The organism is Sphingobacterium spiritivorum (assembly GCF_016724845.1).
GTDB lineage: Bacteria > Bacteroidota > Bacteroidia > Sphingobacteriales > Sphingobacteriaceae > Sphingobacterium > Sphingobacterium spiritivorum_A.
In genome coordinates, this window is record NZ_CP068082.1 from 2,949,060 (window position 1) to 2,972,369 (window position 23,310).

General features: G+C 37.9%; 24 protein-coding genes and 1 tRNA gene. 16 read left to right on the forward strand and 9 right to left on the reverse strand.

Annotated features, from left to right (window positions below):
• Nucleotides 1-127: 127 nt before the first annotated feature.
• Complete coding sequence (locus I6J03_RS12310) at nucleotides 128-1,417, reverse strand: citrate synthase (RefSeq protein ID WP_003000502.1); 1,290 nt, start codon at nucleotides 1,415-1,417, stop codon at nucleotides 128-130.
• A gap of 423 nt (nucleotides 1,418-1,840) precedes the next feature.
• On the opposite strand from I6J03_RS12310, the gene I6J03_RS12315 reads away from it, so the two are divergent.
• The 10 genes from I6J03_RS12315 to I6J03_RS12360 all read left to right on the forward strand — a co-directional run bounded on the left by I6J03_RS12315 (nucleotide 1,841) and on the right by I6J03_RS12360 (nucleotide 7,886).
• A complete protein-coding gene (locus I6J03_RS12315; RefSeq protein WP_003011124.1) occupies nucleotides 1,841-2,518 on the forward strand; it encodes a suppressor of fused domain protein in 678 nt (225 codons plus the stop codon).
• 78 nt (nucleotides 2,519-2,596) lie between these two features.
• The gene (locus I6J03_RS12320) at nucleotides 2,597-3,175 is read left to right on the forward strand and encodes a hypothetical protein (RefSeq protein ID WP_003011122.1); all 579 of its coding nucleotides are present in this window, start codon (nucleotides 2,597-2,599) and stop codon (nucleotides 3,173-3,175) included.
• Between the two features lie 11 nt (nucleotides 3,176-3,186).
• A complete protein-coding gene (locus tag I6J03_RS12325) occupies nucleotides 3,187-3,582 on the forward strand; it encodes a hypothetical protein (protein WP_003011120.1) in 396 nt (131 codons plus the stop codon).
• 183 nt (nucleotides 3,583-3,765) lie between these two features.
• Nucleotides 3,766-4,590, forward strand: coding sequence for a hypothetical protein (locus I6J03_RS12330; RefSeq protein ID WP_003011118.1), 825 nt, complete (start codon nucleotides 3,766-3,768; stop codon nucleotides 4,588-4,590).
• 81 nt (nucleotides 4,591-4,671) lie between these two features.
• On the forward strand, nucleotides 4,672-4,977 hold the full coding sequence (locus I6J03_RS12335) for a hypothetical protein (protein ID WP_003011116.1): 306 nt from the start codon (nucleotides 4,672-4,674) through the stop codon (nucleotides 4,975-4,977).
• Between the two features lie 401 nt (nucleotides 4,978-5,378).
• On the forward strand, nucleotides 5,379-5,708 hold the full coding sequence (locus I6J03_RS12340; RefSeq protein ID WP_232279825.1) for a hypothetical protein: 330 nt from the start codon (nucleotides 5,379-5,381) through the stop codon (nucleotides 5,706-5,708).
• 118 nt (nucleotides 5,709-5,826) lie between these two features.
• Nucleotides 5,827-6,165, forward strand: coding sequence for an Imm10 family immunity protein (locus I6J03_RS12345; RefSeq protein ID WP_003011112.1), 339 nt, complete (start codon nucleotides 5,827-5,829; stop codon nucleotides 6,163-6,165).
• Between the two features lie 74 nt (nucleotides 6,166-6,239).
• Entirely contained in the window at nucleotides 6,240-6,608 is a 369-nt protein-coding gene (locus I6J03_RS12350) for a DUF4240 domain-containing protein (protein WP_003011110.1), read from the forward strand.
• A gap of 245 nt (nucleotides 6,609-6,853) precedes the next feature.
• Nucleotides 6,854-6,979, forward strand: a complete 126-nt coding sequence (locus I6J03_RS22795; protein ID WP_262506186.1) for a hypothetical protein — start codon at nucleotides 6,854-6,856, stop codon at nucleotides 6,977-6,979.
• A 223-nt stretch (nucleotides 6,980-7,202) separates the two neighbouring features.
• Nucleotides 7,203-7,886 carry a hypothetical protein gene (locus I6J03_RS12360; protein ID WP_003011106.1) on the forward strand — a complete coding sequence of 228 codons (684 nt, stop codon included), beginning with the start codon at nucleotides 7,203-7,205 and terminating at the stop codon, nucleotides 7,884-7,886.
• Nucleotides 7,887-7,973: 87 nt separating this feature from the next.
• Here the strand turns inward: I6J03_RS12360 and I6J03_RS12365 are convergent, their stop codons facing one another.
• The 4 genes from I6J03_RS12365 to I6J03_RS12380 form a co-directional block, all read right to left on the reverse strand.
• Nucleotides 7,974-8,882 (reverse strand): molybdate ABC transporter substrate-binding protein, encoded by a 909-nt coding sequence (locus I6J03_RS12365; RefSeq protein WP_003011104.1) that lies wholly within the window; start codon nucleotides 8,880-8,882, stop codon nucleotides 7,974-7,976.
• A gap of 10 nt (nucleotides 8,883-8,892) precedes the next feature.
• Nucleotides 8,893-9,360 carry a DsrE family protein gene (locus tag I6J03_RS12370; RefSeq protein WP_232279824.1) on the reverse strand — a complete coding sequence of 156 codons (468 nt, stop codon included), beginning with the start codon at nucleotides 9,358-9,360 and terminating at the stop codon, nucleotides 8,893-8,895.
• A gap of 4 nt (nucleotides 9,361-9,364) precedes the next feature.
• Nucleotides 9,365-10,342: a c-type cytochrome gene (locus I6J03_RS12375; RefSeq protein WP_003011100.1), complete on the reverse strand. Its 978-nt coding sequence runs from the start codon at nucleotides 10,340-10,342 to the stop codon at nucleotides 9,365-9,367.
• Nucleotides 10,343-10,421: 79 nt separating this feature from the next.
• Nucleotides 10,422-11,327 (reverse strand): LysR family transcriptional regulator, encoded by a 906-nt coding sequence (locus I6J03_RS12380; protein WP_003011098.1) that lies wholly within the window; start codon nucleotides 11,325-11,327, stop codon nucleotides 10,422-10,424.
• A 283-nt stretch (nucleotides 11,328-11,610) separates the two neighbouring features.
• On the opposite strand from I6J03_RS12380, the gene I6J03_RS12385 reads away from it, so the two are divergent.
• Together I6J03_RS12385 and I6J03_RS12390 are read left to right on the forward strand one after the other, a co-directional pair.
• Nucleotides 11,611-11,976, forward strand: a complete 366-nt coding sequence (locus I6J03_RS12385; protein ID WP_003011095.1) for a BlaI/MecI/CopY family transcriptional regulator — start codon at nucleotides 11,611-11,613, stop codon at nucleotides 11,974-11,976.
• A 2-nt stretch (nucleotides 11,977-11,978) separates the two neighbouring features.
• Nucleotides 11,979-13,559, forward strand: a complete 1,581-nt coding sequence (locus I6J03_RS12390; RefSeq protein WP_201693712.1) for a M56 family metallopeptidase — start codon at nucleotides 11,979-11,981, stop codon at nucleotides 13,557-13,559.
• Nucleotides 13,560-13,626: 67 nt separating this feature from the next.
• Here the strand turns inward: I6J03_RS12390 and pth are convergent, their stop codons facing one another.
• The 4 genes from pth to I6J03_RS12410 form a co-directional block, all read right to left on the reverse strand.
• On the reverse strand, nucleotides 13,627-14,187 hold the full coding sequence (pth, locus tag I6J03_RS12395) for an aminoacyl-tRNA hydrolase (RefSeq protein WP_039990419.1): 561 nt from the start codon (nucleotides 14,185-14,187) through the stop codon (nucleotides 13,627-13,629).
• 171 nt (nucleotides 14,188-14,358) lie between these two features.
• A complete protein-coding gene (locus tag I6J03_RS12400) occupies nucleotides 14,359-14,955 on the reverse strand; it encodes a 50S ribosomal protein L25/general stress protein Ctc (RefSeq protein ID WP_003011089.1) in 597 nt (198 codons plus the stop codon).
• Between the two features lie 155 nt (nucleotides 14,956-15,110).
• Nucleotides 15,111-16,067 carry a ribose-phosphate pyrophosphokinase gene (locus I6J03_RS12405; RefSeq protein ID WP_003011088.1) on the reverse strand — a complete coding sequence of 319 codons (957 nt, stop codon included), beginning with the start codon at nucleotides 16,065-16,067 and terminating at the stop codon, nucleotides 15,111-15,113.
• A 346-nt stretch (nucleotides 16,068-16,413) separates the two neighbouring features.
• Nucleotides 16,414-16,484: transfer RNA gene (locus I6J03_RS12410), tRNA-Gln, on the reverse strand.
• 496 nt (nucleotides 16,485-16,980) lie between these two features.
• On the opposite strand from I6J03_RS12410, the gene I6J03_RS12415 reads away from it, so the two are divergent.
• From I6J03_RS12415 to I6J03_RS12430, 4 genes are all read left to right on the forward strand, one after another.
• Nucleotides 16,981-20,004: a glycosyltransferase family 117 protein gene (locus I6J03_RS12415; RefSeq protein ID WP_003011085.1), complete on the forward strand. Its 3,024-nt coding sequence runs from the start codon at nucleotides 16,981-16,983 to the stop codon at nucleotides 20,002-20,004.
• Between the two features lie 274 nt (nucleotides 20,005-20,278).
• Nucleotides 20,279-21,673, forward strand: coding sequence for an APC family permease (locus tag I6J03_RS12420; RefSeq protein WP_003011084.1), 1,395 nt, complete (start codon nucleotides 20,279-20,281; stop codon nucleotides 21,671-21,673).
• A 99-nt stretch (nucleotides 21,674-21,772) separates the two neighbouring features.
• On the forward strand, nucleotides 21,773-22,318 hold the full coding sequence (gene pyrR, locus I6J03_RS12425; protein ID WP_003011082.1) for a bifunctional pyr operon transcriptional regulator/uracil phosphoribosyltransferase PyrR: 546 nt from the start codon (nucleotides 21,773-21,775) through the stop codon (nucleotides 22,316-22,318).
• A gap of 27 nt (nucleotides 22,319-22,345) precedes the next feature.
• A complete protein-coding gene (locus I6J03_RS12430) occupies nucleotides 22,346-23,284 on the forward strand; it encodes an aspartate carbamoyltransferase catalytic subunit (RefSeq protein WP_003011081.1) in 939 nt (312 codons plus the stop codon).
• The last annotated feature ends 26 nt before the right edge of the window (nucleotides 23,285-23,310 follow it).

Sequence of the window (23,310 nt, forward strand, 5' to 3'; positions counted from 1 at the left end):
GCAAACATAAGGAAAACTCCCCATTATTTAAGCATCTAACCGTGAAGTTATACTTATTTAGTAGATTTTTTTTGAACTAAAAAAGGCACCCGTAGAGAGTGCCTTTTAATTCTATATTCAAAATGAATTATTTTCTGTTTTTCAGCTCTACGTAGTCGCGTTTTTGTGAGCCCGTATAGACCTGTCTCGGACGTCCGATAGGCTCTTTGTTTTCGCGCATCTCTTTCCACTGAGCAATCCATCCCGGAAGACGACCCAAAGCGAATAATACGGTAAACATTTCCGAATCGAAACCTAATGCACGGTAGATAATACCGGAATAGAAATCTACGTTTGGATATAATTTTCTGTCAATGAAGTACTGGTCGCTTAATGCAGCTTCTTCAAGGCGTTTTGCGATTTCCAGGACAGGATCATTAATGCCCAGTTTTTCTAAGATATCATCACATGTCTTTTTGATAATCTTAGCACGCGGGTCAAAGTTTTTGTATACACGGTGACCGAATCCCATTAAACGGAAAGGATCATTTTTATCTTTAGCTTTAGCCAGATATTTATCTGCATCACCACCGTCATTTTTGATCGCCTCAAGCATCTCGATAACTGCCTGATTAGCTCCTCCGTGAAGAGGACCCCATAAAGCGGAGATTCCTGCGGAAACAGACGCATAAAGATTCGCATTGGATGAACCTACGATACGTACTGTAGAAGTTGAACAGTTTTGTTCGTGATCAGCATGAAGGATCAGCAATTTGTGCATCGCATCAATGACAATCGGGTCTATAGTCACATCTTCCGTTACCTGACCGAAAGTCATGCTTAGGAAATTGTGTACATAGTTAAGATTGTTTTTAGGGTAGATCACCGGATGACCCAATGATTTTTTGTGAATCCATGAAACAATTGTCGGCATTTTTGCCAGTAATTTTACAATTGTCAGGTTATCTTCTTCTTCAGAAGCATTAGGATTCAGGGATTCAGGATAAAAAGCAGAAAGGGCTCCAACCAAACAGGACAGTTGTCCCATTGGGTGGGATTTTGAAGGAAATCCGTCAAAGAATTTCTTCATATCCTCATGAATCAGTGTATGCTTGCTGATGTCATGTCTGAATTTTTTCAAAGTCTCGTCTGAAGGTAATTCACCAAAGATCAATAAATAAGCAACTTCTAAAAATGTAGATTTTTCGGCTAATTGTTCAATAGGATAACCTCTGTAGTGAAGAATACCTTTTTCACCATCTAAGAAAGTAATGGCACTTTTCGTAGCTCCTGTGTTTTTAAATCCCGGATCTAAAGTTATATACTCGGTTTGATCTCTTAGTTTGGAGATGTCAATAGCTTTTTCATTTTCAGTTCCTGTGATTACAGGAAGCTCATATGATGAATCGTTTAAAGTAAGTTTAACTGTTTCAGACATAGTTTGAATATCTTGTATTATGCAAATGTAAATAAATTGAAATGTAAATCAATATGTCAAAATGAATTAAAATGCCATATTTAAGTCATATAGGGACAATTTGATATAGGGTTAAAACTAATTTTGCGTTGCGTTAACAATACTTTCCAAAATATTCATAATAATCAGAAAATTCAACTTTTTTGGAAAAAAACAATTGACGGAATAAAAACTTGAAATCCTGTTCTGTATTCAAAATCAGCTCAAAACAGATTTGTTTAATGTGTTTAAACATGTGTAAGTTGCTTATTTGCAGGTTTTCATGAGATCTCAGATTCCTTTTTTTATCGATAGTTTAAAAGAAAAGCATTATATTTAAATAGTAGATCTGCGCAGAACAAAATTTGTTTTACTGCACGACTGAGCGTATGGAAATAAAAAAATATGGACAAAGAACTAATCCGGAAAATACAGGATAGAAAGCATTATTACGAACATGTGGAAGCATTGCAAAAGCATCTGGACGAGTATTTCGAAAGTGAGGACATGACTGTTTTTCACGAGATGCTTTCTCTGGACTTTCATCTGGATGTATATTTTATTCAACCAAAAGACAAGGAGTTTAACCTGCTGATCACTTCCGGTATGAGTCTGTTGGAGATGAATGTTCCCGAGACTATTCAGGATAGAGCGGATTATACATTTGCCGAGCTAATGCTATTGATTCCTAAAGATATGAAATTTAATAAAACCTATCCGAGCGATGATAAAAATGATTGGATAATAGGTATGATGAAAGATATGGCGAGATTTCCGCATCATCAGGATACCTTTTTGACCGAAGGACACACTTTGCAGGCATGGAACGATATAGCTGACCCATACGATAAGCATACACTTTTTACAGGCTGTATATTATTGCCTTCCGCTACTTTCGGGGAAGATTTTATGCAGATCACCTGCGAAGACAGAATAATAAATTTTTACAGTCTGTTTCCATTATATAAGAACGAAATGGAGTATAAAATACAGCATGGTTACAGCAAATTTTTTGACCTGTTAATCGAAAATGATGTAGCGGAAGTGTTTGATGAAAAACGTGAAAATTTACTTGCGGTATAAAGATTCGTATGAACCAACGTCACCTGTCGGTTTGTAAGCATAGGAGTAAATATTCAAAAATGAAAGTATCGTATAAAAATGACAGTTTCTGAATTTGAAGATAACCTACAAATTATTCGTCAAACATTGTTTAGTATCAGGCTGACTGAAGATGGCGATACGGCAGGAACATATGTTGATGTACTGCATTCTTTTAATAAAACCTTACCGGAGAATAGTTATCCTTTTTTAGCCTATCTGGAAGATACTATCGACAGGATTGAATTTAGTATATACGGCCGGAATGCAGATCTGTTTATGTTGAGAAAGAATGAGCTGGTAAGTGATAAAGATCCGATCCCTTATATCAAAGGCAAGAGAGCATGGGAGTCTTATGAATTTACGCTGTCTGCTTTACTCCTTACAGAATATACAGATTGGTTATCAGAGCAGGCAGAATATAAATTTGAACTTCAACTGTCAGGATACGGGATATATGTGCCTGTTAAAAAATATTGGAATCAGTTTTTTAATCCTTTTTCCTATCCCAATAAAATATGGCTTGGAAAGGATCATAAATCGGTTTTATATATCCAGAATGAAAGTAATATGCTAAAATGTGTGGCTAATAATGTGGAGGATTTGCGATTTGCAGAAGAAGTTTTAGGCAACAACTAATTTATACAGATATGCAAAACGAAAAAATTGTTAAGTATTTAGAAGATGAGCCAAAATTGTTAACTGAACATCGAAGTTTATACCATTCTGTACTTCACCAGCATGGTTTTAAAGAAAATTCGGTATTTGTGGACTTTGCGACGACCTATGGTACAGAATTTAATTGTTCTGAAGGTTTTATGTTTAATGTGGTGAGGGATCTGATGGATCAAAGTCCAACCGGTGTAAATTATAATATGCATGTGAAGCAAAATGTCCCTCAAAACTTAATTTCTTTACTGGAGGATACTTCTTACGCATTTTTGCTTTACGATACAGATAATGACTCTGTTATTCTGGTTGAAGATGCAGATGTTAGAAAAGTTATCGATGGTGAGTACGATCGAAAATGGAATACATTCAATTAATTTTTGGAAGAATTTTTTGGAATAGAAATTTCAGATGAAGTTTGATATCTAGGGCTAAAGAGCAGATGAAGGATTTGTAAAAATCAGATTCTCTCAAAATGTGCCCTGGACCTGATAACAAAATTCCAAATAGAATATAGCTTTTATGGAGAGGCATTATAAATTACCCGCATTTGACAAAATATGAGAAATAACGATCTGAAAAGTGCTAATATATCCGGGAAGATTGCCTGGATAAAAGAATTGACGTTTCAACCTGAAAATGAAAATTTAGTCCTGTTAGGATTTGAGATAACACATTTTAATGAAGCTGGGAATATCGTTAGGTGGGAAGTATACCATAGCGATGGGCGACTGACGAAAACCTTAACCAAAACATATAATGCGGAACAGATCATGGTAGAAGATACGCTAAAACAAAGCGATGGTAAATATTTCAGTCAAAACATTTACGGAGATGATGGGGCATTATTGGAAAAACAGTATGATTACGGACAAGGTATTTCCTGTAGAGAGATTTACGATAATGATGGAAATGTTATCAGAAATTTTGAAAATGGTATTGAGTTGGAAGTCGATGAAGCCGTAAATGAAGATCCTTATAATGAGCAGTGGGATAGTAAAGAAATCATTGACCGCTCAGGAAAAAAAATAAGAACTACTCACTACCATTCATTTAACCAGCTTTTCGATATTACTCAAAGTACATTTGATACGGATGATAAGCTGATAGATGAAAAAGTATTTGCATCGGATGAAGAATTAGAAAAGGATAATTATATAAAAAGAGATACTTACACCTATGATACGTTTGGCAATCTCACGAGAAAGGAAAGCAATAATAAATCCTATAATGGAGGAGATTGGATAACCATACATATCAATACATATCACTATGATAGTCAAAATAATTGGGTCGAAAAGCAGGAAATAATGAATAATAAAATAACAGACTTCAAAGATAAATTGCAGTTTGTCCGAAAGAGAGAGATTCAGTATTTGGACTAAGTGGCATAATAAGAGATAGTTTTGTTAGGTTGATTTCCGGTTTTTCCAAGGATAAATTTAAAGGAATTAAAGCTAAATGTAATGGATAGTTACCTTGAAGAATTAATGCAGCGGGAAGATATACACCGGATTACTGATGAAGCAGGTAACCTGTATGGTATCCGGGTTTTAGGACGGGGTGAGAATTTGCTATTTATAGAAAATGAGAAGGGATTGATCTGTACGATAGATGCAGAACATGGTGCTATATTTACCAGATCGGTAAAAAAATGGGATAGTTCTGATGAAAAGATGAGTAAAAAGGAAAGATTAAGAGTTGTAGGTGTGATTGAGAAATATTACAGGAAGTTTTATAATCCGGATGTTATTCTGATAGATGATTATTAGAGAGTGGCGCAGTAATTTGTTGATTAATTTCTCCATAAATTAATTGTGCAGTAGTCTTTGGCTGGTACGAGCAGGTGCTCATGAAGGAACAAGCGGACGCTTGCCCCAAAGCTGTGTGTCCGTACCAAAGTAAGAATCATTAAGATAATGTTATTGCCAAAGGCACAGGCAAGTTGTTTGCCAGCGAAAAGTTTCCAAATGAAGGATCTTAGCGAGGTTGCTTTCTCTCCTTTTAAAAGATAACAACAGACGCATCAGTAGCGTTTGCGGGTGTCCTCATCGGCAACTTTTAATGGCATAAGCGGAGGTTTGCACCAAAATTGCGGATTGTATCCACACCAAAATGACCTTATCATTAAATAAAATAAATAGTTTGAACAGGAGTTTATAAATAAATGCATATGATATTTGAAAGTAAGCAGATCGTTTACAGTCTGGAAGATAATTGGGATGAATTGGTCAGTATTACATTTGTTAATGCTGAGAATTATCTTTCCCTTAGTTCTTTAGCATATGAAGATGAAATAGGGATAGAGATAAATGATCAGACAAATTGTATAAGTGCACTTAAAAGTGATTTTAAGTACGAATTTGCAGAAACTTCTATTCACTTTACGATAGAAAATCCAATAATTCAAAACAACGTTCCGGATCTGAAATTTGTTGTAAACTTCAGCACCAAAAATGCAGATAAATTGAAAAGTGCAGTAATTGCATTGGTCGGAAAATAGTAAATATATGATGCAATATTTCGGCTAAATGCACAGAAGAAATAAAAGAATCCGACATACAGATTATTGATTTAAAAAATAGAAACCATTATAAGTAGGGTGTATTACTCCAGGATATATGTATAAAGTAACATTTAAGGCAAAATTTGCCTATGCTTCCAAAGAGGAAGATGAGGAATATTTTATGGTTGGTCTTTCTGAAGATGAGTTTGACTATGAGAAGTACATTCTATTTCAGAAGTCATATAATATGGAAGAATCAGGAGACATTTTTATTGAATGTAACGGAGACCAATGCATAAATTGTTGTACACATCTATCGATCAGTAATACGATCATGATATTACGTATAGAAGAGAGTGAAATAACTATCGACATTGGGCATGTCATATTGCCTGAGAATTTTATAAATTATTTGATGCAGATATTCGGTGATATCTTGCAGGTAAAAGACTGACAGGGTATAGGATTAATCTCCATAAAATCATTTAAAGTATACAAATAGTAACTCACAAGTAAAAGTCAGAACGAATGAAAGATGCAGAAATATCAGAATGGTTTTGGTCCCTCATTAAAAATGCAAATTTGAACAGGGATACGCTTAGGGGGCTTTTAGCTAATTTTTCAAAAGATGATCTTATAAAATTTCAGGAAGAATTTATTGATGCTTCAGTAGAATTACAGGAAGCTCCTTTTACAGATTATATGGAAGAATCTGAAGATGGAGTTGAGGATATAGCAAACTGGATTGTAAGTAATGGAAAAGCATTCTATTTTCATATCCTCAACAATCCCGGTGAAACACCAAATAATGTTAACGATTTTAGCGATCAGATTCTTTATGGAATAGCAGATGAAGTTTGTGTGGAAAAATACGGGGAATCAACAGGTATCTGTTAATAATAAATAACAAAATGGTTAATTCTTTCTTTAGGAATACAGTTGTAATAAAATCATGTGCTGTCATAGAAGAGGCGTATCTTAGATGTTATATAGAAAGTGGTAATCAGCAATGTGGATCTGTTGATTTTATTTCAGAAAAGATCAATTTTAATATTTACGGTAAGAACATTTTTTATAAAGGGATGGATAGCATAAAGAATATCAGACTTGAATACAGGGATGAAATGTTAGTTTTTACATTCATGAATAAGAAGAGCCTGGCATTCAATTGTGGTATGAAGGAGTTTGGAAAAATCAGTGATTATATCAGACAGTATGAAAATTATGGAAGCAGTCAGGATCATAAAGCATCATTTTTTAATGACTAATTAGCGGACAGTAAAAGTAAACAGACATTACTAAATTATTGGAAAAGGGTTTGCTTATGAACGATACATTGTGGTCATAAAAGAGTGGTAGTATATTTTGAAGAAGTAGAAATGAAAGTAAAAACTTCTAAATGCCAAATCGTATGGAAATAAGTTATTCATCAGGTGCCGGGCCTATTATCTAAATTTACCGGATGGTCTGTTACCTTTAAAATATATACAGATGCAAAAGATACTTTTTTGGATACCACTCTTTCTTTCGATCCTGGCCTGTAACAATCGGCCAGGGAAGACAAATAACCAAAAGGATACCACTATGCCTGAAAAATTTGATGTCGAATTGTATAAAAAATACCAGCAAGGTACAGGTTTGCTACTTCTGGCCAACGGTAATACCATCTTATCGATGACTGCTCCGGAAAATAGAAAAATAGGGGCGCAGCAGGAACTGTTGCCAAAACCTTCCTTCTTAGTTTGCTATAAAGAATTTTATCCAAACGGCAATTTGAAGCTTAAAGAGCTTTTGCTCAGCGAAACTGTAAAAGTGGGGAAATCTGAATATTATAATCAAGAGGGGCAGCTGGAGCGCACAGTAAATGAGGATGAAAAGTTTGGCAAAGTAAAGTATCAGCAGGTTTTGAATTTTCTCGATAATAAAGGCTATATCAATACTAAGGATGGTTCAGGGAGGCTTAATGAAGACGGAACACCAAAGTATGATATTCAATATCAAACCAAAGACAAGCAATGGATTATTATTGTATATCAGGGAAGAAAGGTTTCAGAACAGGAATTTTTGGAAGTCTCAAGACAGAATACAGGAGAACCCAATCCATGGAAACCTGTTTATTATGTTATGAATGCTGATACAGGATCGACAAAGGAAGTATTGCAACTGCCAGAATAACAGAATCCAACAAATCTGATCTAAAATACCCTGCTGACTTATAAAAAATGAAAAGTCAGCAGGGTATTTAAGTGTTCAACACTGCGATTATACTTCGAATCCGTATTTCTTATAAATAGCTTTAGCTATAGGAGATTGAAGGTATTTCATAAATGCTGCCGCAGCTTCCGGATTCTTTGCTTTTTTCAGCTTTCCGGCCATATACTTAGCGGTAATATTATGCTCTGCAGGTATTTCTATACCGTCTACCGGATGGTTGATGAGTTTCTGAAATACAACTTCTGAATACCATACCGGAGCAACATCAGCTTTCCCTTCCAATATGCGCAAAGGACTTTCCCTGTGGTGAATCCGGGTCAGGTATGTACTTTCATCCTTCGTTTTTATATCCATTACAGCAGACACCAGCTGATCTCCTCCTGCTTTTTTATATGCTGTCTTGATCTGTTCACCTACACCTTCCCAGGCAGGATTGGGCATACTTATCCGTACATCTTTGCGTTGCAGATCTTCTAGCGTCCGGATATTCTTGGGGTTCCCTTCCGGAACCATCAGGATGAGTTTGTTGCGGGCGTATTCAATAGTCTGATCAAAATAATCGGCCATTTCAGTAATACGTCTTTGACCGGCAGTATAGATGTCTGCTGTATGCGTGAGTTTCAGATTGCCTATAGTCAGTGAACCGCCCTGTATTTGTTTGGCAAGAATTCCGGGAGGTAATGTTTCTACAAAAATGCGTTCATATTGAGGATGTTCTTTTTTAAATCCTTTGATCAGATCATCGATGACCATAAACTGATTGCCGGCAAAGAAAATCACCAATTGCGGATTCTCTATCTCACCGTACAGATCAGGAATATTGTCTATTCCGGGAATAGTGAAATTGACTGCGGATTCAGGAGGTGTATTCCACGGAGGATCAAAGCGGTGATCCTGCGCCTGCGCATTAGAAAGTATTGCGATAAATGCGAATATGTAAATAACTAACTTGTGCATAAAAATAAGATTAAGGTTTAATAATTGTCCAGCCTTGCAGAGAACGAATAATCAGTTCTCCGTTTCCGCTAGGTACATAAGCAACGAAATCGAACAGTTGATCTTTGCTGAGATTACGTTCTTTTAAAGAATTGAGACACTGAGCTACAATAACACCACGTTGGATCAGTTTTTTTAACGGTTCTTCAAATTTAGATGAGCTTTTCAGATACGCTTCCGTTCCCCCCGAAAAAGTGATCAGTTCAATCTGAAGTTTGCCTTGCAAACGAGGGTCATCCAGTGCATTATTGATGTTGCGGATAGCTTTCTCAATAATCTTGGGATCATTGCTGTCCAATTGATAGATAGCTTTATAGCTTTTAAGCTTCGCCTCCGCACCCGTAAATTCTTTGTTGTGTTGTAAAGGATCTTTACTTTGGGCATACACAGTCGTTATACTTACCAGTATAAGCATCATCAACATTAGTTTTTTGTTCATCATTTTAAAAGTTATAAGGTCCATATTTATGTTGTAATTGACTTATTTGATCATTGAACGGAGGATAAGGCGAATCTTTCGGCTTCTTCTCCAGATTAGGATAATCCTTTTCTTTGTTTGCCTTCACAGGTCTTGGAAAGGAGTTGATATACGCCGCTACATCATAAGCTTCCTCATCCGATAAGACAGGGGCTTCATAAGTTGCGCCCAATGGCATATTAGCTTTGATAAATTTAGCTGCAGTCAGCAATCTTGCCATTCCTGCACCATCATTGTACGAATCCTCACCCCACAATGGCGGATATTGATATCCTTTATTATTTGTTAATTTGACACCCTGTCCAGTGTTTCCGTGACAACTTTGACACTGTTTCTGGAAGATGACAGCTCCCATCTTTGGGTTAGCAGCGCGTTCAGGGACGACGATTTTCACAAAACCCTGTCCGGCGATTCGCTTACCTATAGGAGCTTTTGCACTGATTTGTTTGATGTAGGTTACTATGGCGCGCATTTCCGTACTGTTCACATCGATAGCTTGTCCGTTCATACTACGTTCAAAGCATCCGTTGATACGTTCTTCCAGTGACTCAATCTTATCTTCCCTGCCGATATACATTGGAAATACTCCGCTCAACCCTATGTAAGGAGCCGCAAATGCTTTTGTACCGCCATTCAGATGACAGTTGGTACAAGCCAGCCGGTTACCGATCTTTTGTCCATCCTTATAGAAGTAATTGTAGGTTTCCTTAATCAGTTTTTCACCTTCAGCAGCCAGTTTGCCTTCCGTATTATCCCCAAAGGAGATTCCTTCGTACTGATCAACATGGGTCAATATACTATCCGGCTGTTCCGTTGCCATTGCCTGAGATATGGGCGGATGAATAGTGAAATACAGACTTAGCACAATGAAGCAGACCAGTATGATGCTTAAACCGATCACATAACGGATTATTCTTCCTGATATTCTTAATTCTTCCTCCATAATTATTAGATTTTGTACAAATCTAGTGGAACAAGTAATGGAGTTATAATATCATATTATTATATGGTATAATTAAATGTTATGAGTAGATATGGTTTTTATGCTTCTGTATATACTTTAAAAATGTTTCAGGAAGTCCTGTCAATCCTCCATGCAAATGTGTGATGTAGAAATAACGTTCAATATTCAGATCTGTCAATTCTATGATCTGAAGCTGATTAGCATTGAGTTCATTGCTGATCGCATGGATAGAAACAAAAGCCGCAGCCTTACTGTATTTGAGGTATTCTTTGATGCTTTCGGTAGAAGAGAGTGTAATCTCGATCCTCAGTTTGTGAGTAGCGATCCCTTTCTGACGCAATCTTTCTTCGATAATATCCCTTGTGCCGGAGCCTGTCTCCCGAATTACCAGTGGGATATTATAAAGGTCATTAAGCCTGAATTCTTTTTTGTTTAATAAATGATTTTGGGTGTTGGTGACCAATACGATCTCATCCTTAAGAAAAGGTGTGAATTTTAAGGAACGGTTGTCTGTAAGTCCTTCCGTGATTCCGAGATGTATTTCTTTTCGGAGCAGGAGTTCTTCAACTCTTTTAGAATTATATTCATATACCTTGATATCGTTCTGCGGGCATGATGCAACGAATTGCGCCAGTATTTTTGGAATGACGTATTGGGAGATAGTCGTACTGATACCTATAAATAAACTGCCATTTTCTTTTCCGATGATTTTGTTGATTTCATACGAAGCCTGATTATACTGTTCAAATATTAGTTGAGTATGATGATACAGTATAGAACCTGCCTTGGTCAGTATCAGCCGGTTACCAAGCCGTTCAAAAAGAGGAGTGCCTACTGCATTCTCTATTTCCTGAATATTTTTACTTACAGCAGGTTGAGATATGAATAATTCTGTTGCTGCTTTTGTAAAATTCAAGGTATTAGCAGCTACGTAAAACACTTTAAGTCTATAATCAAATTCCATATATGCAGAGTGAGCTTTAGCCAAATGAATGAACGCAAAGCTATCAAAAATAATCAAAAAATTAAGTACCCCGATAATATTGTTATAATAAAGATAATAAATAGGCTTAGTAGAGTATTATGGGGAGGACAGATACTTTGTTACAATTATATCTCAGTTAAAAGCAAGCTATGATGTTATATAACACTGATTTTCACATTCATTTAAAAAATAATTCTAAAATTATCGTTAATCTACGAATATTTCGTAAAATTGTATTGTGTTTAAATCTAAAATCACAGATATGGAAAAATTAACGATTCAGGAAGAAGAGGCGATGCTATCTATCTGGCAGCTGAATGGGGGATTCATCAAAGAAGTACTGGACAATATTAAAGGTTCTGTAGTTCCTTATACCACACTGGCTTCGACAATCAAAAATCTGGAGCGCAAAGGTTATGTAAAGGCCGTAAAATATGCCAATGCCAAACGTTATGAACCATTGATCACGGAAGAAGAATATAAGAAGCGATTCATGAGCGGATTTGTAGGCGATTATTTTAAAAATTCTTACAAAGAGATGGTCAGTTTCTTTGTAAAAGAAGATAAGTTATCCGCTTCCGAGTTAGAAGAGATTATGGATATGATCAAGAATAATAAGAGCTCGTAGCCATGGAAAATCTACTTTATTATAGTATACAGATAAATCTCTTGTTGATCATTGTGTATGTAAGCTACATCGGATTATTAAAAAATCTGACTTTCTATGCCCTGAACAGAGTATATTTTTTGACGGGTATTATCTTTTCTTTTAGCTATCCCTTTCTGGATATCAAGAGATGGTTTTCAAAGCCAATCATAGCAATAGGTGAATACCTCACGATCCTCCCGCAGATGACAGAGCCGGCTGTAAAAGAGCTGAGTCTGAATGATATCATTATTGCAGTTTTAGTGACCGGAGCGAGCATGCTGCTGATACGTTTTCTTGTGCAGTTAGCAAGCCTTCTACGTATACATATGTACAGCCGGCCTGCACAGTGGAGAACATTTATCTTCCGGAATGTGTGGATACCTATTGTGCCTTTTTCATTCCTGAATAAAATCTATGTCAATAAGAGTCTCCATGAAGATTTAGAACTGGCAGATATCTTCCATCATGAAGAGATTCATGTCAAAGGAAAGCACAGTTTTGATATTTTACTGAGCGAACTGACATTGATCTTGTGCTGGTATAATCCGTTTGTCTGGTTGATGCGGAAAGCCATCCGTCAGAATCTGGAATTTCTTACCGATCAGCAGGTCCTGAATAATGGTGCTGACCGTAAGACCTATCAATATAGTTTGCTGCATGTTACCAAACAGGGAGCTGCTATTGGCATCAGTAATCAATTTAATTTCAAAACACTAAAGCGAAGAATTATGATGATGAATAAAAAACGCTCTTCAAAATTGCAATTGAGCAAATATGCGTTCTTATTACCTGTGTTTATTTTTGCAGGCGCAGCTTTAACTGTTAATCAGGCAGAAGCCAGAATCGAAAAGATTGTATCTGTGACAAAAGCGACAGCTTTAGACGTTAGCCTTCCGGCACTTAAGCAAGACACGGTAAAAGTGGTAAAAGTTGTCGGAGAAGCCAATGTGGATAAAACTGTCCGGGATAAAGTCATCATTAATAAAAAGGATACCACCATCAATAAGATTATTATTCGCTCGGCTTCGGCAGGTAAACAACCTATGTATGTGGTGAATGGTAAGGAAATTACCAAGGAAGATGCAGATAATATCCGACCGGAGGATATAACAGCTATTAATGTATTGAAAGATGCTTCTGCTACATCTCTTTATGGAACGAAAGGTGAAAACGGAGTCATAATGATAACACTTAAAAACGGCAATTCCGGGGTTATTAATACAGGTAATGCTTCGACTTTTAAGAAAGATAGTGTGGATAAGTTCGTTAGAGGAAAAGTAACAGGTGTCACGATTTTAAAAAGAAGTGACAATCAGGCTGGAGGAGCTTCTCAATTACAGATCCGTGGGTTGAAGGAGGGTAAAGACCCGATGGTAATCATTGATAATGAAATTCAGGAAGGCAGTAAGAGTTTAAAGGATCTTGACCCTAATTCCATAGAATCCATAGAGATTTTAAAAGATGCTGCAGCAACTGTATTGCATGGTAGCAAAGCTGAGAATGGAGTCATTAAGATTACGACCAAAAAGAAGCAAATAGAAGAAGAGACGGAGAAAAAATAGGGGTAGGGTAAAACTGCTCCGCTATTGCCATCACATAAAAAGACCGGAAATTACTTCCGGTCTTTTCTTATTTATTCATATTGGTCATGGTCAGTTCTATACCAATATTGATAAAACTGTTGACCATCTGTACAGAGCGTTCTATAAGAGCAGGTAATTCCTTCTGCTCATCATTATCAAATGGAGCGAGTACATAATCTGCCTGACGCCCCTTTGGAAAGTTGTCACTGATTCCAAAGCGAAGTCTTGGATAGGCCTGTCCCCCGCAAAGTGCTTCTATAGATTTTAGCCCGTTATGTCCTGCACTGCTGCCTTTGGGTTTGAGGCGTATAGTACCAAACGGCAGGGCCAGATCATCCACTATAACCAGAAGATTAGCGATAGGCACTTTCAATTGCTGCATCCAGAAATTGACTGCTTTACCGCTTAAGTTCATGTAAGTCGTTGGTTTGATAACATACACATTATGGCCTCGCTGCTTATACTCTGAATAATATGCATGCTTCAGTGTAGAAAAAGATCCCCCTGCCTGAGCGACCAATTCATCTGCGACCATAAAACCAATATTGTGACGCGTATCCTCATATTCGCGCCCGATATTTCCCAGCCCTACAATTAAATAATTCATTTCTTTCTTAAACTTTGTCTGCAAAAATAATAAAATCCTACTTTGTAAGTGGATTTTCTGCTATAAACTATAGGATTCGTGTTGAATAAAGATGAATTCAGACAGTAAAGAAAAAGGCATCGGAATTTTCCGATGCCTTTTTGCAATATGGTTGATAATCGTGTTTAACGATTATTTTTTACCACCTTTAGCTGCCTTAGCTGCTTCCTGCTCTGCCTGACGCAATGCACGTGACATAACAACTGAAACGATAGTATCATCAGAGTTGTTTAAGATTTTAGCATCTTTCAACTGAACCTGAGCAACACGTACTGATTTACCTACTTCTAAAGATTCCATAGGAACTTCGATAGACTGAGGCAAGTTGTTAGGAGTAGCTTTAACGCGAAGTGTACGCAGTTTTTGAACTAATTTACCCCCCATTTTAACACCTGGAGAAGTACCAGTCAATGTTACAGGGATATTTACAGAAACTTCTTTGTCATCACTCAACTCTAAAAAGTCAATGTGAATAACTAAGTCTGTCAAAGGGTGGAATTGAGCGTCTTGAACGATTGCTTTAGATTTTTTTCCGTTGATGTCTAATTCTACGAATACAACTTCCGGAGTGTAAAGCACTGGTTTCAAATCAGCTGCGGATACAGATAGGTGTGTCTGAGTACCACTACCGTAAAGAACTGCAGGTACCTGACCTTCGTAACGCAATTCTTTTGCATCTCTTTTCCCTACGTTCTGTCTTGCAGAACCGCTAATAGCAATTGATTTCATGTTTTAATTTATTAAAATTTGAGGTGCAAAGATAGAGATTAAAAAATTAAAAGTCAAAATTAAAAAATCAAAATCCCTGACCTGCTGTGTGTCGCAGGAATCTGAAGGTCTGATAATGCTGATAATTTTCTTTCCTGATCTTTGCTACGATATGTTTAGTCTACCTGAAAAAGATCAGATATAGAGCTGTGCTCATTTACATTTTTGATTGCATTGGCAAACAGATCTGCTGTAGATAATACTTTGATCTTGCTGCATGTGCTCATCTTGTCAGCATCCAGTTTGATGGTATCAGTTACAATCATTTCTGTCAAAACAGAGTTTTCGATTGTTTCGTAAGCTTTTCCTGAAAGTACAGCATGTGTACATACCGCACGAACAGATTTGGCTCCGTTTTCCATGATCAGAGCAGCTGCTTTAGATAAAGTTCCTGCTGTATCACAGATGTCATCGATCAGTACCACATCCTGTCCTGTTACATCTCCGATGATAGACATAGATTCAATCTCATTAGCACGTTTACGACGTTTGTCACAGATAATAACTTCAGCATTGAAGAATTTAGCAAATGTACGTGCTCGGTACGAACCACCCATGTCTGGTGATGCAATTGTCAGATTAGGAAGATTCAGTGATTTGATGTAAGGTACAAAGATCACAGATCCGTCAAGGTGATCTACCGGAATATCAAAGAATCCCTGGATCTGTGCAGCATGCAAATCCATTGTCATAATACGGTGTGCTCCTGATGCAGTGATCAGATTGGCGATCATTTTGGCGCCGATAGCTACACGTGGTTTGTCTTTGCGGTCTTGACGGGCAAATCCGAAATAAGGAACTACTGCAGTAATGTAGTGAGCAGAAGCTCTTTTTGCAGCATCAATCATCAACAACAGCTCCAAAAGATTGTCAGTAGGCTGATTGGTAGATTGGATAAGGAAAACATCGCTACCACGTACAGACTCATTGTAGAATGGCTGGATCTCTCCGTCGCTGAATTTTGATAATGTTTTGTCCCCAAGAGGTTTTCCGTAAGATTTTGCGATTTTTTCTGATAATTCCTGTGTACCGGAACCAGCAAATAATTTTACGGTGTTAAATTGCAAAGGCATGGTGAGTGTTTTTGTATAAGGATTAGAATAGAATTTACTTCAATAAATTTCTTTATAATGTACTTAAAGTTGTCCCACCTGGATTCGAACCAAGACAAACAGTACCAAAAACTGTCGTACTACCCTTATACTATAGGACAATCGTGGCAAAAGCGCTTGCTGATGTTGGGGCAAAGTTATGTAAATGTTTTATAATCGCAAAGATCACATTACGCAAATTTAAAGTATTCCAAAAAATCCTTTAAAAATCAATTTCAGTGACTGTTGAGCGTGTGAAAATAGGAAGGAGGAAAGGGGATAACGAATAACAAAAAAAGAGAACCGTTTTTGCGATTCTCTTTTTTTGTTGTCCCACCTGGATTCGAACCAAGACAAACAGTACCAAAAACTGTCGTACTACCATTATACTATGGGACAAGCTTATCAGCATAGCTTGCTGATATGTGTCAAAGATAGGCAAATGTTTTAAATAATCCAAACTAAACCACATCAAAAAACTGTCTGTCGGAGCTGTAGAGGGGATAAATTAAAAAGAGAGAACCGCATTTGCAATTCTCTCTTTTTTGAGTTGTCCCACCTGGATTCGAACCAAGACAAACAGTACCAAAAACTGTCGTACTACCCTTATACTATAGGACAATCACGTCTTGAAACGTTGTGTTTCATTTTGACGATGCAAATATACGGGGCTTTTTTATTTCTCCAAAACTTTTTTTACGAATTTCTATATCGGGTCTGATTTTCAGTAAAATAATTTATTTCGTTCTTTGGTGAAGCCCTGATTCAGGCATGTGCGGTGACTAATATAGGCTCCTGAAATTGAAATTTTGTGTTAAAAAAGCATAATATTGTTCCTAAGTCCGTTTGTATTCCTTATTTTCGGAGCGTATTATCAAAATACCAGCATAAATTTATGAACTATACTAAAATTAATAACCTGCTTGGGTGGCTGTGCGCTATTATTGCTACAGTAGTGTATGTGATGACCGCCGAAAGAACGGTGAGTTGGTGGGACTGTGGTGAGTTTATTGCCTCTGCGTACAAACTTCAGATCGTTCACCAACCTGGGGCTCCTTTATTCCTGATGCTTCAAAATATCTTCTCTAACCTCGCAATGGGAGATACAATGCGGATTGCATTTTGGATGAATATCGGTTCTGCAGTATCCAGTGGATTGACTATTTTATTTTTATTCTGGACAGTAACGGCTTTAGCCCGTAAAGTGCTGGTCACACAAGGAGAAGAGATCTCTTCCGTTGCTTTGATCCAGATTATGGGAGCTGGTGTAGTAGGAGCATTAGCATACGCATTTACAGATACATTTTGGTTCTCAGCTGTTGAATCTGAAGTATATGCCATGTCATCACTATGTACTGCTGTGGTATTCTGGGCTATATTGAAATGGGAGCATCATGCAGATGAGAAGGGCGCAGATAAATGGCTGGTATTTATTGCCTACGTAATGGGACTTTCCATTGGTGTTCACTTATTGAATTTATTGGCTATTCCGGCTATCGCATTAGTGATCTACTTTCGCAGGACAAATAAAGCTACCTCAAAAGGAGCAATCTCCGCCTTGTTATTAGGTGTTGTGATATTAGGCCTTATACTTTGGGGAATTATACAATTCTCTGTCAAATTTGCAGCTTACTTCGATCTGTTCTTTGTCAATACATTAGGACTTGGATTCGGTTCAGGAGTTACATTCTTCCTGATATTACTGATGGGAGCTCTGATCTTCGGAATCTGGTATTCTGTCAAAAAAGTAAAACCTTTATTAAATATAGCATTGCTATGTACGGCATTTGTGATCTTCGGATATAGTTCATTTGCGATGATCATGGTGCGTGCAAAGGCAAATCCTACATTGAACAACAGTGATCCGGAGAATGCGTTTACATTCCTGAGTTACCTCAACAGGGAGCAATATGGGGATGAGCCGCTGATGAAAGGTAAATATTTCGATGCGCAGCCCATCAGTTCCAAAGAGACAGGTAATGTATACCGGAAAGACGGAAATAAATATGTAGTGGCTAAGAAAAAAGTGGATTATGAGTATGATCGGGAGACGATTTTTCCACGCATATACAGTGACCGAGGTGGCCACCCTATGTATTATCGTGATTACCTTAATCTGGGTGAAAATGAACAACCTACATTCGGAGATAATCTTAAATTTTTCTTCGGTTATCAGATAGGTCATATGTATGGTCGCTATTTCCTTTGGAATTTTGCAGGCAGACAGAATGATCAGCAGGGTAACGGGACATTTACGGAGGGTAACTGGATCTCAGGTATCAAACAGCCTGTGGATCAGATGCATGTAGGTGGTCAGAAAGCTTTGCCAACCTCTGTAATTACCGATCCGTCTTACAATAAATATTTCTTCCTGCCACTTATCATTGGTCTGATCGGTGCATTCTGGCATTTCGGCAGAAGACAACGTGACGCGGGTATTGTGGGACTTTTGTTTTTCTTTACAGGACTGGCTATTGTACTTTACCTGAATCAATCTCCATTGCAACCGCGTGAACGTGATTATGCATATGCAGGATCTTTCTATGCATTTAGTATATGGATAGGATTGGGTGTCGTGGCTATAGCTGATTTCCTTAGAAAGAAAGTAGATCCTAAACTTGCCGGATATATTGCTACAGCAGTATGTATCATAGGTGGTCCTGTTATTCTTATTGCGCAAAACTGGAATGATCATAATCGATCAGAAAAATATCTGGCCCGTGATATGGCCCGCAATTATCTGGAGTCTTGTGCGCCTAATGCTATCTTATTTACCTACGGAGATAATGATACGTATCCCTTGTGGTATGTACAGGAGGTAGAAGGATTCCGTACAGATATTAGAGTGGTCAACCTGAGTCTGTTAAGCTCGGATTGGTACATGAAACAGATGATGCAGAAGGTAAATAATGCAGATGCTTTACCTATGAATATTGATCCCGAAAAGATCAAAGACGGTGTCCGTGATATTATTTACTATCAGGATGCTGGTATTCCGGGATATGTAAATCTTAAAGACCTGTTGACAATTATGTTGTCTGACGATCCTCAGTATCAGGCGCAGTTACAGAGTGGGGAGATGGTCAACTATCTTCCGACAAAGAAAATGTTCCTGCCAGTAGACAAACAAGCAGTACTGGCTAATAAAGTTGTACCTAAGGACTGGAATGAAGCCATTACTGACTCACTGGTATGGACCTATAATAAAAATATCGTTTCCAGAGCTGAACTGGCAATGATGTCCCTAATTGCTAATAATAATTGGAAAAGACCTGTTTACTTTACTATTACCGTTCCTGATGAAAACTTTATGGGATTAGATCGCTATTTGGTTTCAGAAGGATTTGCCCTTCGTCTTATGCCTGTGGATATGGGAATAAAAGAAGGAGGAGGGCGTGCGCTGATAGATCCGGCAGCAGTATATAATAATGTACTGAATAAATTTAAGTGGGGTAATATTGCAAATGCATCTTATATCGATCCGGATTCTTACCGCTATATTTCGTTGTATGTCGGAAGTATCTATGGTGATGCAATCTCTCGTCTGGAGGCACAGGGAAAAATGGCTGAAGCCAAAAATCTGGCATTAGATGCATACAAGAATATGCCTAAACGTGTCTACGGTATGCCGGAGACATTGAGCTACTGGACGGTAATCGAAGCATTGTACAAAACGGGTGAGAAGCAAAAGGCCGATGAGATACTTTCTCGTAACCTGAAATTCATTAAAGAAAATATTGCTTACTACCAGGCTATTGCAGAGACAAAACCAGATCTGGAAGGGCGTAATATACAATACGGATTCTATGCGTTATCGAGGTATAAAGATATATTAGCGACACAAGGCAATAATCCGTTGGCAAAAGAAGTAGATGGACTGATCAATCAGTTGACACAGCAGTATCATATACAGCAATAACAGATTGTCAGCTTGTCAGAATGATATTTTGACATTTTAATACTGAAATTGAAAGACCCGAATTCACTGAGAATTCGGGTCTTTTGCTATTAAGTTCTCTATCATTTCTAAGAGTATGATTGATGAGAGGTTTTACATTATATCGCTACTTGTGATAACAGCGGCCAACTTAGGGAGTTTAAAGAGGAGAGGTGAATATGGGATATGGGAAAATAAACTAAAGTTGGAGATTAATTGCAGAATATTTGTAAGTTTAGTTCCATAAACCTACAAAATGAAAAATCAACTAAAGCTTTGGGATGCTGTCATGATCGTAATGGGATCAATGATCGGTAGCGGTATTTTTATTGTCTCTTCTGATATTATGCGACAACTGGGGTCTGGTTGGTGGATGATTATTGTATGGTTGATCACAGCTGTAATGACTGTTGCAGCAGCGATCTGTTATGGAGAATTATCTGCACTATTCCCGAAAGCCGGGGGACAATATACCTACCTTACAGAAGTTTTCGGTAAAATGACCGGGTTTCTGTACGGATGGAGCCTGTTTACCGTTATCCAGACAGGTACTATTGCCGCGGTAGCTGTGGCTTTTGGTAAATTTACAGCCTACCTGATTCCTGAGTTGAATAATGCTGCACCAATATTCCAGTATGGAGATATTAAGATTACCTGGATTCAGCTTATAGCTATTTCCATTATCCTGCTGCTTACCTTTATTAACACAAAGGGGGTACAAAGCGGAAAAATTGTACAATCCATCTTTACGAGTTCCAAGATACTGGCTTTGGTAGTCCTGATTGTTGGTGGTCTCTTTATGATCCGGCAGAATTTTTTTACTGAAAATCTGGCATCGGGTCTTCAGGCTTTTCAGAATCTGAAAGGAGAGGGTTGGAAAGAGATATCAGGGAGTATGGTCATGGGTGGAGTGGCAGCAGCCATGGTGGGTGCGGTATTCAGTAGTGTGGCCTGGGAAAATGTGACATTTGTGGCCGGAGAGATTGATAATCCCAAACGCAATGTCGTCCGTGCAATGGTTATGGGTACTGCATTGGTAATGGTACTTTATCTGTTCTGTAATTTTATCTATCTGGCTGCATTAGGACGCGATGAAATAGCCTTTGCTGAGAATGACAGGGTTGCAGTGGCAGCAGCTGAAAAGATACTTGGCCATAGCGGAACAATTATCATGGCGATTCTGGTTATGATCTCTACGTTCGGTTGTGTCAACGGTATCGTTCTTTCCGGTGCCCGCGTATTTCAGACCATGGCCAAAGACGGTCTTTTTCTACGTGTAGCAATCTCCAATAATAAACAGGGCGTTCCTGAAAAATCACTATGGATTCAAGGTATATGGGCTTCCTTATTATGCCTGAGCGGACAATATGGAGATCTGTTGGATATGATATCTTTTGTGATTGTGCTTTTCTATATGTTGACCGTATTTGGAGTGATGTGGTTGAGATGGAAAAAACCGGATTTGGAAAGACCTTACCGTACATTTCTTTATCCTCTGACTCCTGTTTTATACTTACTGATAGGAACAGCTTTCTGTATATTACTGATTGTTTTCAAACCCCAATATACCTGGCCGGGATTTATTCTGGTATTAATCGGTGTACCTGTATATTATTTTATTAACAGACGCCAAAAGGTACATGTCGGATAAGTGTAACCTTTTTACAGCGATTGATTTTATGCAGGAAAAAACAAGAGCAGATTCCTCTTTTTCCAAAAAAAATAGTAGGTTTGCCTAAATATTCCTTTAATGAAACAGTCGATTTTATTAGACGGTCCCAAATTTCAAATAACAATCAAGAGACTTTGCCAACAATTGATTGAAAATCACGGTGATTTTTCAAATGCAGCATTGGTGGGTATCCAACCCAGGGGCACGTATTTAGCTAAACGTTTATCCAAAGAATTGGAAATTATGCTGGGCCATCCGGTTCCGACAGGTATTCTGGATATAACATTCTTCCGTGATGATTTCAGACGCGAAGGTTCTAACCCACTCCTTGCCAACAGTACCGAAATAGATTTCATTGTGGAAGGCAAAAATGTCGTTTTTGTAGATGATGTACTCTGGACAGGCCGTACCATCCGATCCGCTATGGATGCTATTCAGGCATTCGGAAGAGCCAAAAGAATCGAATTACTGGTATTGGTAGATCGTCGTTTTTCTCGTCAGATCCCTATAGAACCTGATTATATTGGTATACAGGTCGACTCCATTGACTCGCAGAAAGTTGCAGTAAACTGGGAAGAGGTCGACGGTATGGATAGCATTACGTTACTGACAGAAAAAAAATAAATATTACAACTCTATAACTTGATATAAATGTCATCTTCAGCAGAACAACTAAGTACACGTCACCTCTTAGGAATAAAAGATCTGAATGAAAAGGATATTAATTTGATTCTCGATACCGCTGCGAACTTCAAAGATGTCCTCAACCGTCCTATTAAGAAGGTGCCTTCTCTTAGAGATATTACGATTGCCAATGTGTTTTTTGAAAATTCGACGCGCACAAGACTGTCGTTTGAATTGGCGGAAAAAAGACTTTCTGCAGACACGATCAATTTTGCAGCTTCATCTTCATCCGTAAGTAAGGGAGAAACACTGATCGATACAGTCAATAATATTTTGGCGATGAAGGTCGATATGATTGTTATGAGACATCCTTATGCCGGGGCTGGTGTATTCCTGAGTAAGCATGTCGATGCACAGATTGTCAATGCCGGAGACGGAGCACATGAGCACCCGACACAGGCATTGTTAGATTCGTTTTCGATTCGTGAGCGTTACGGAGACGTTGCCGGACGTAAAGTAGCGATTATCGGAGATGTACTGCATTCCAGAGTGGCCTTATCTAATATCCTCTGTCTTCAGAAACAAGGGGCTGAGGTAATGGTATGTGGTCCGACTACATTGATTCCTAAATATATACAGTCTTTGGGCGTAAAAGTGGAACATGATCTCCGTAAAGCACTCAACTGGTGCGATGTAGCCAATATGTTGCGTATACAGCTGGAACGTCAGGATATTGCCTACTTTCCATCTCTGCGAGAATATTCCATGCTTTACGGATTAAATAAAGAAATTCTGGATTCGCTGGATAAAGAAATTATCATTATGCACCCCGGTCCCATTAATCGCGGGGTAGAGATTACGTCCGATGTGGCAGATAGTAAACACTCTATTATCCTTGATCAGGTCGAAAACGGAGTTGCAGTACGTATGGCTGTACTCTATTTACTAGCCGGAAAAAGAGGGTAGTAAAACTAAAATCAACGATATGATCA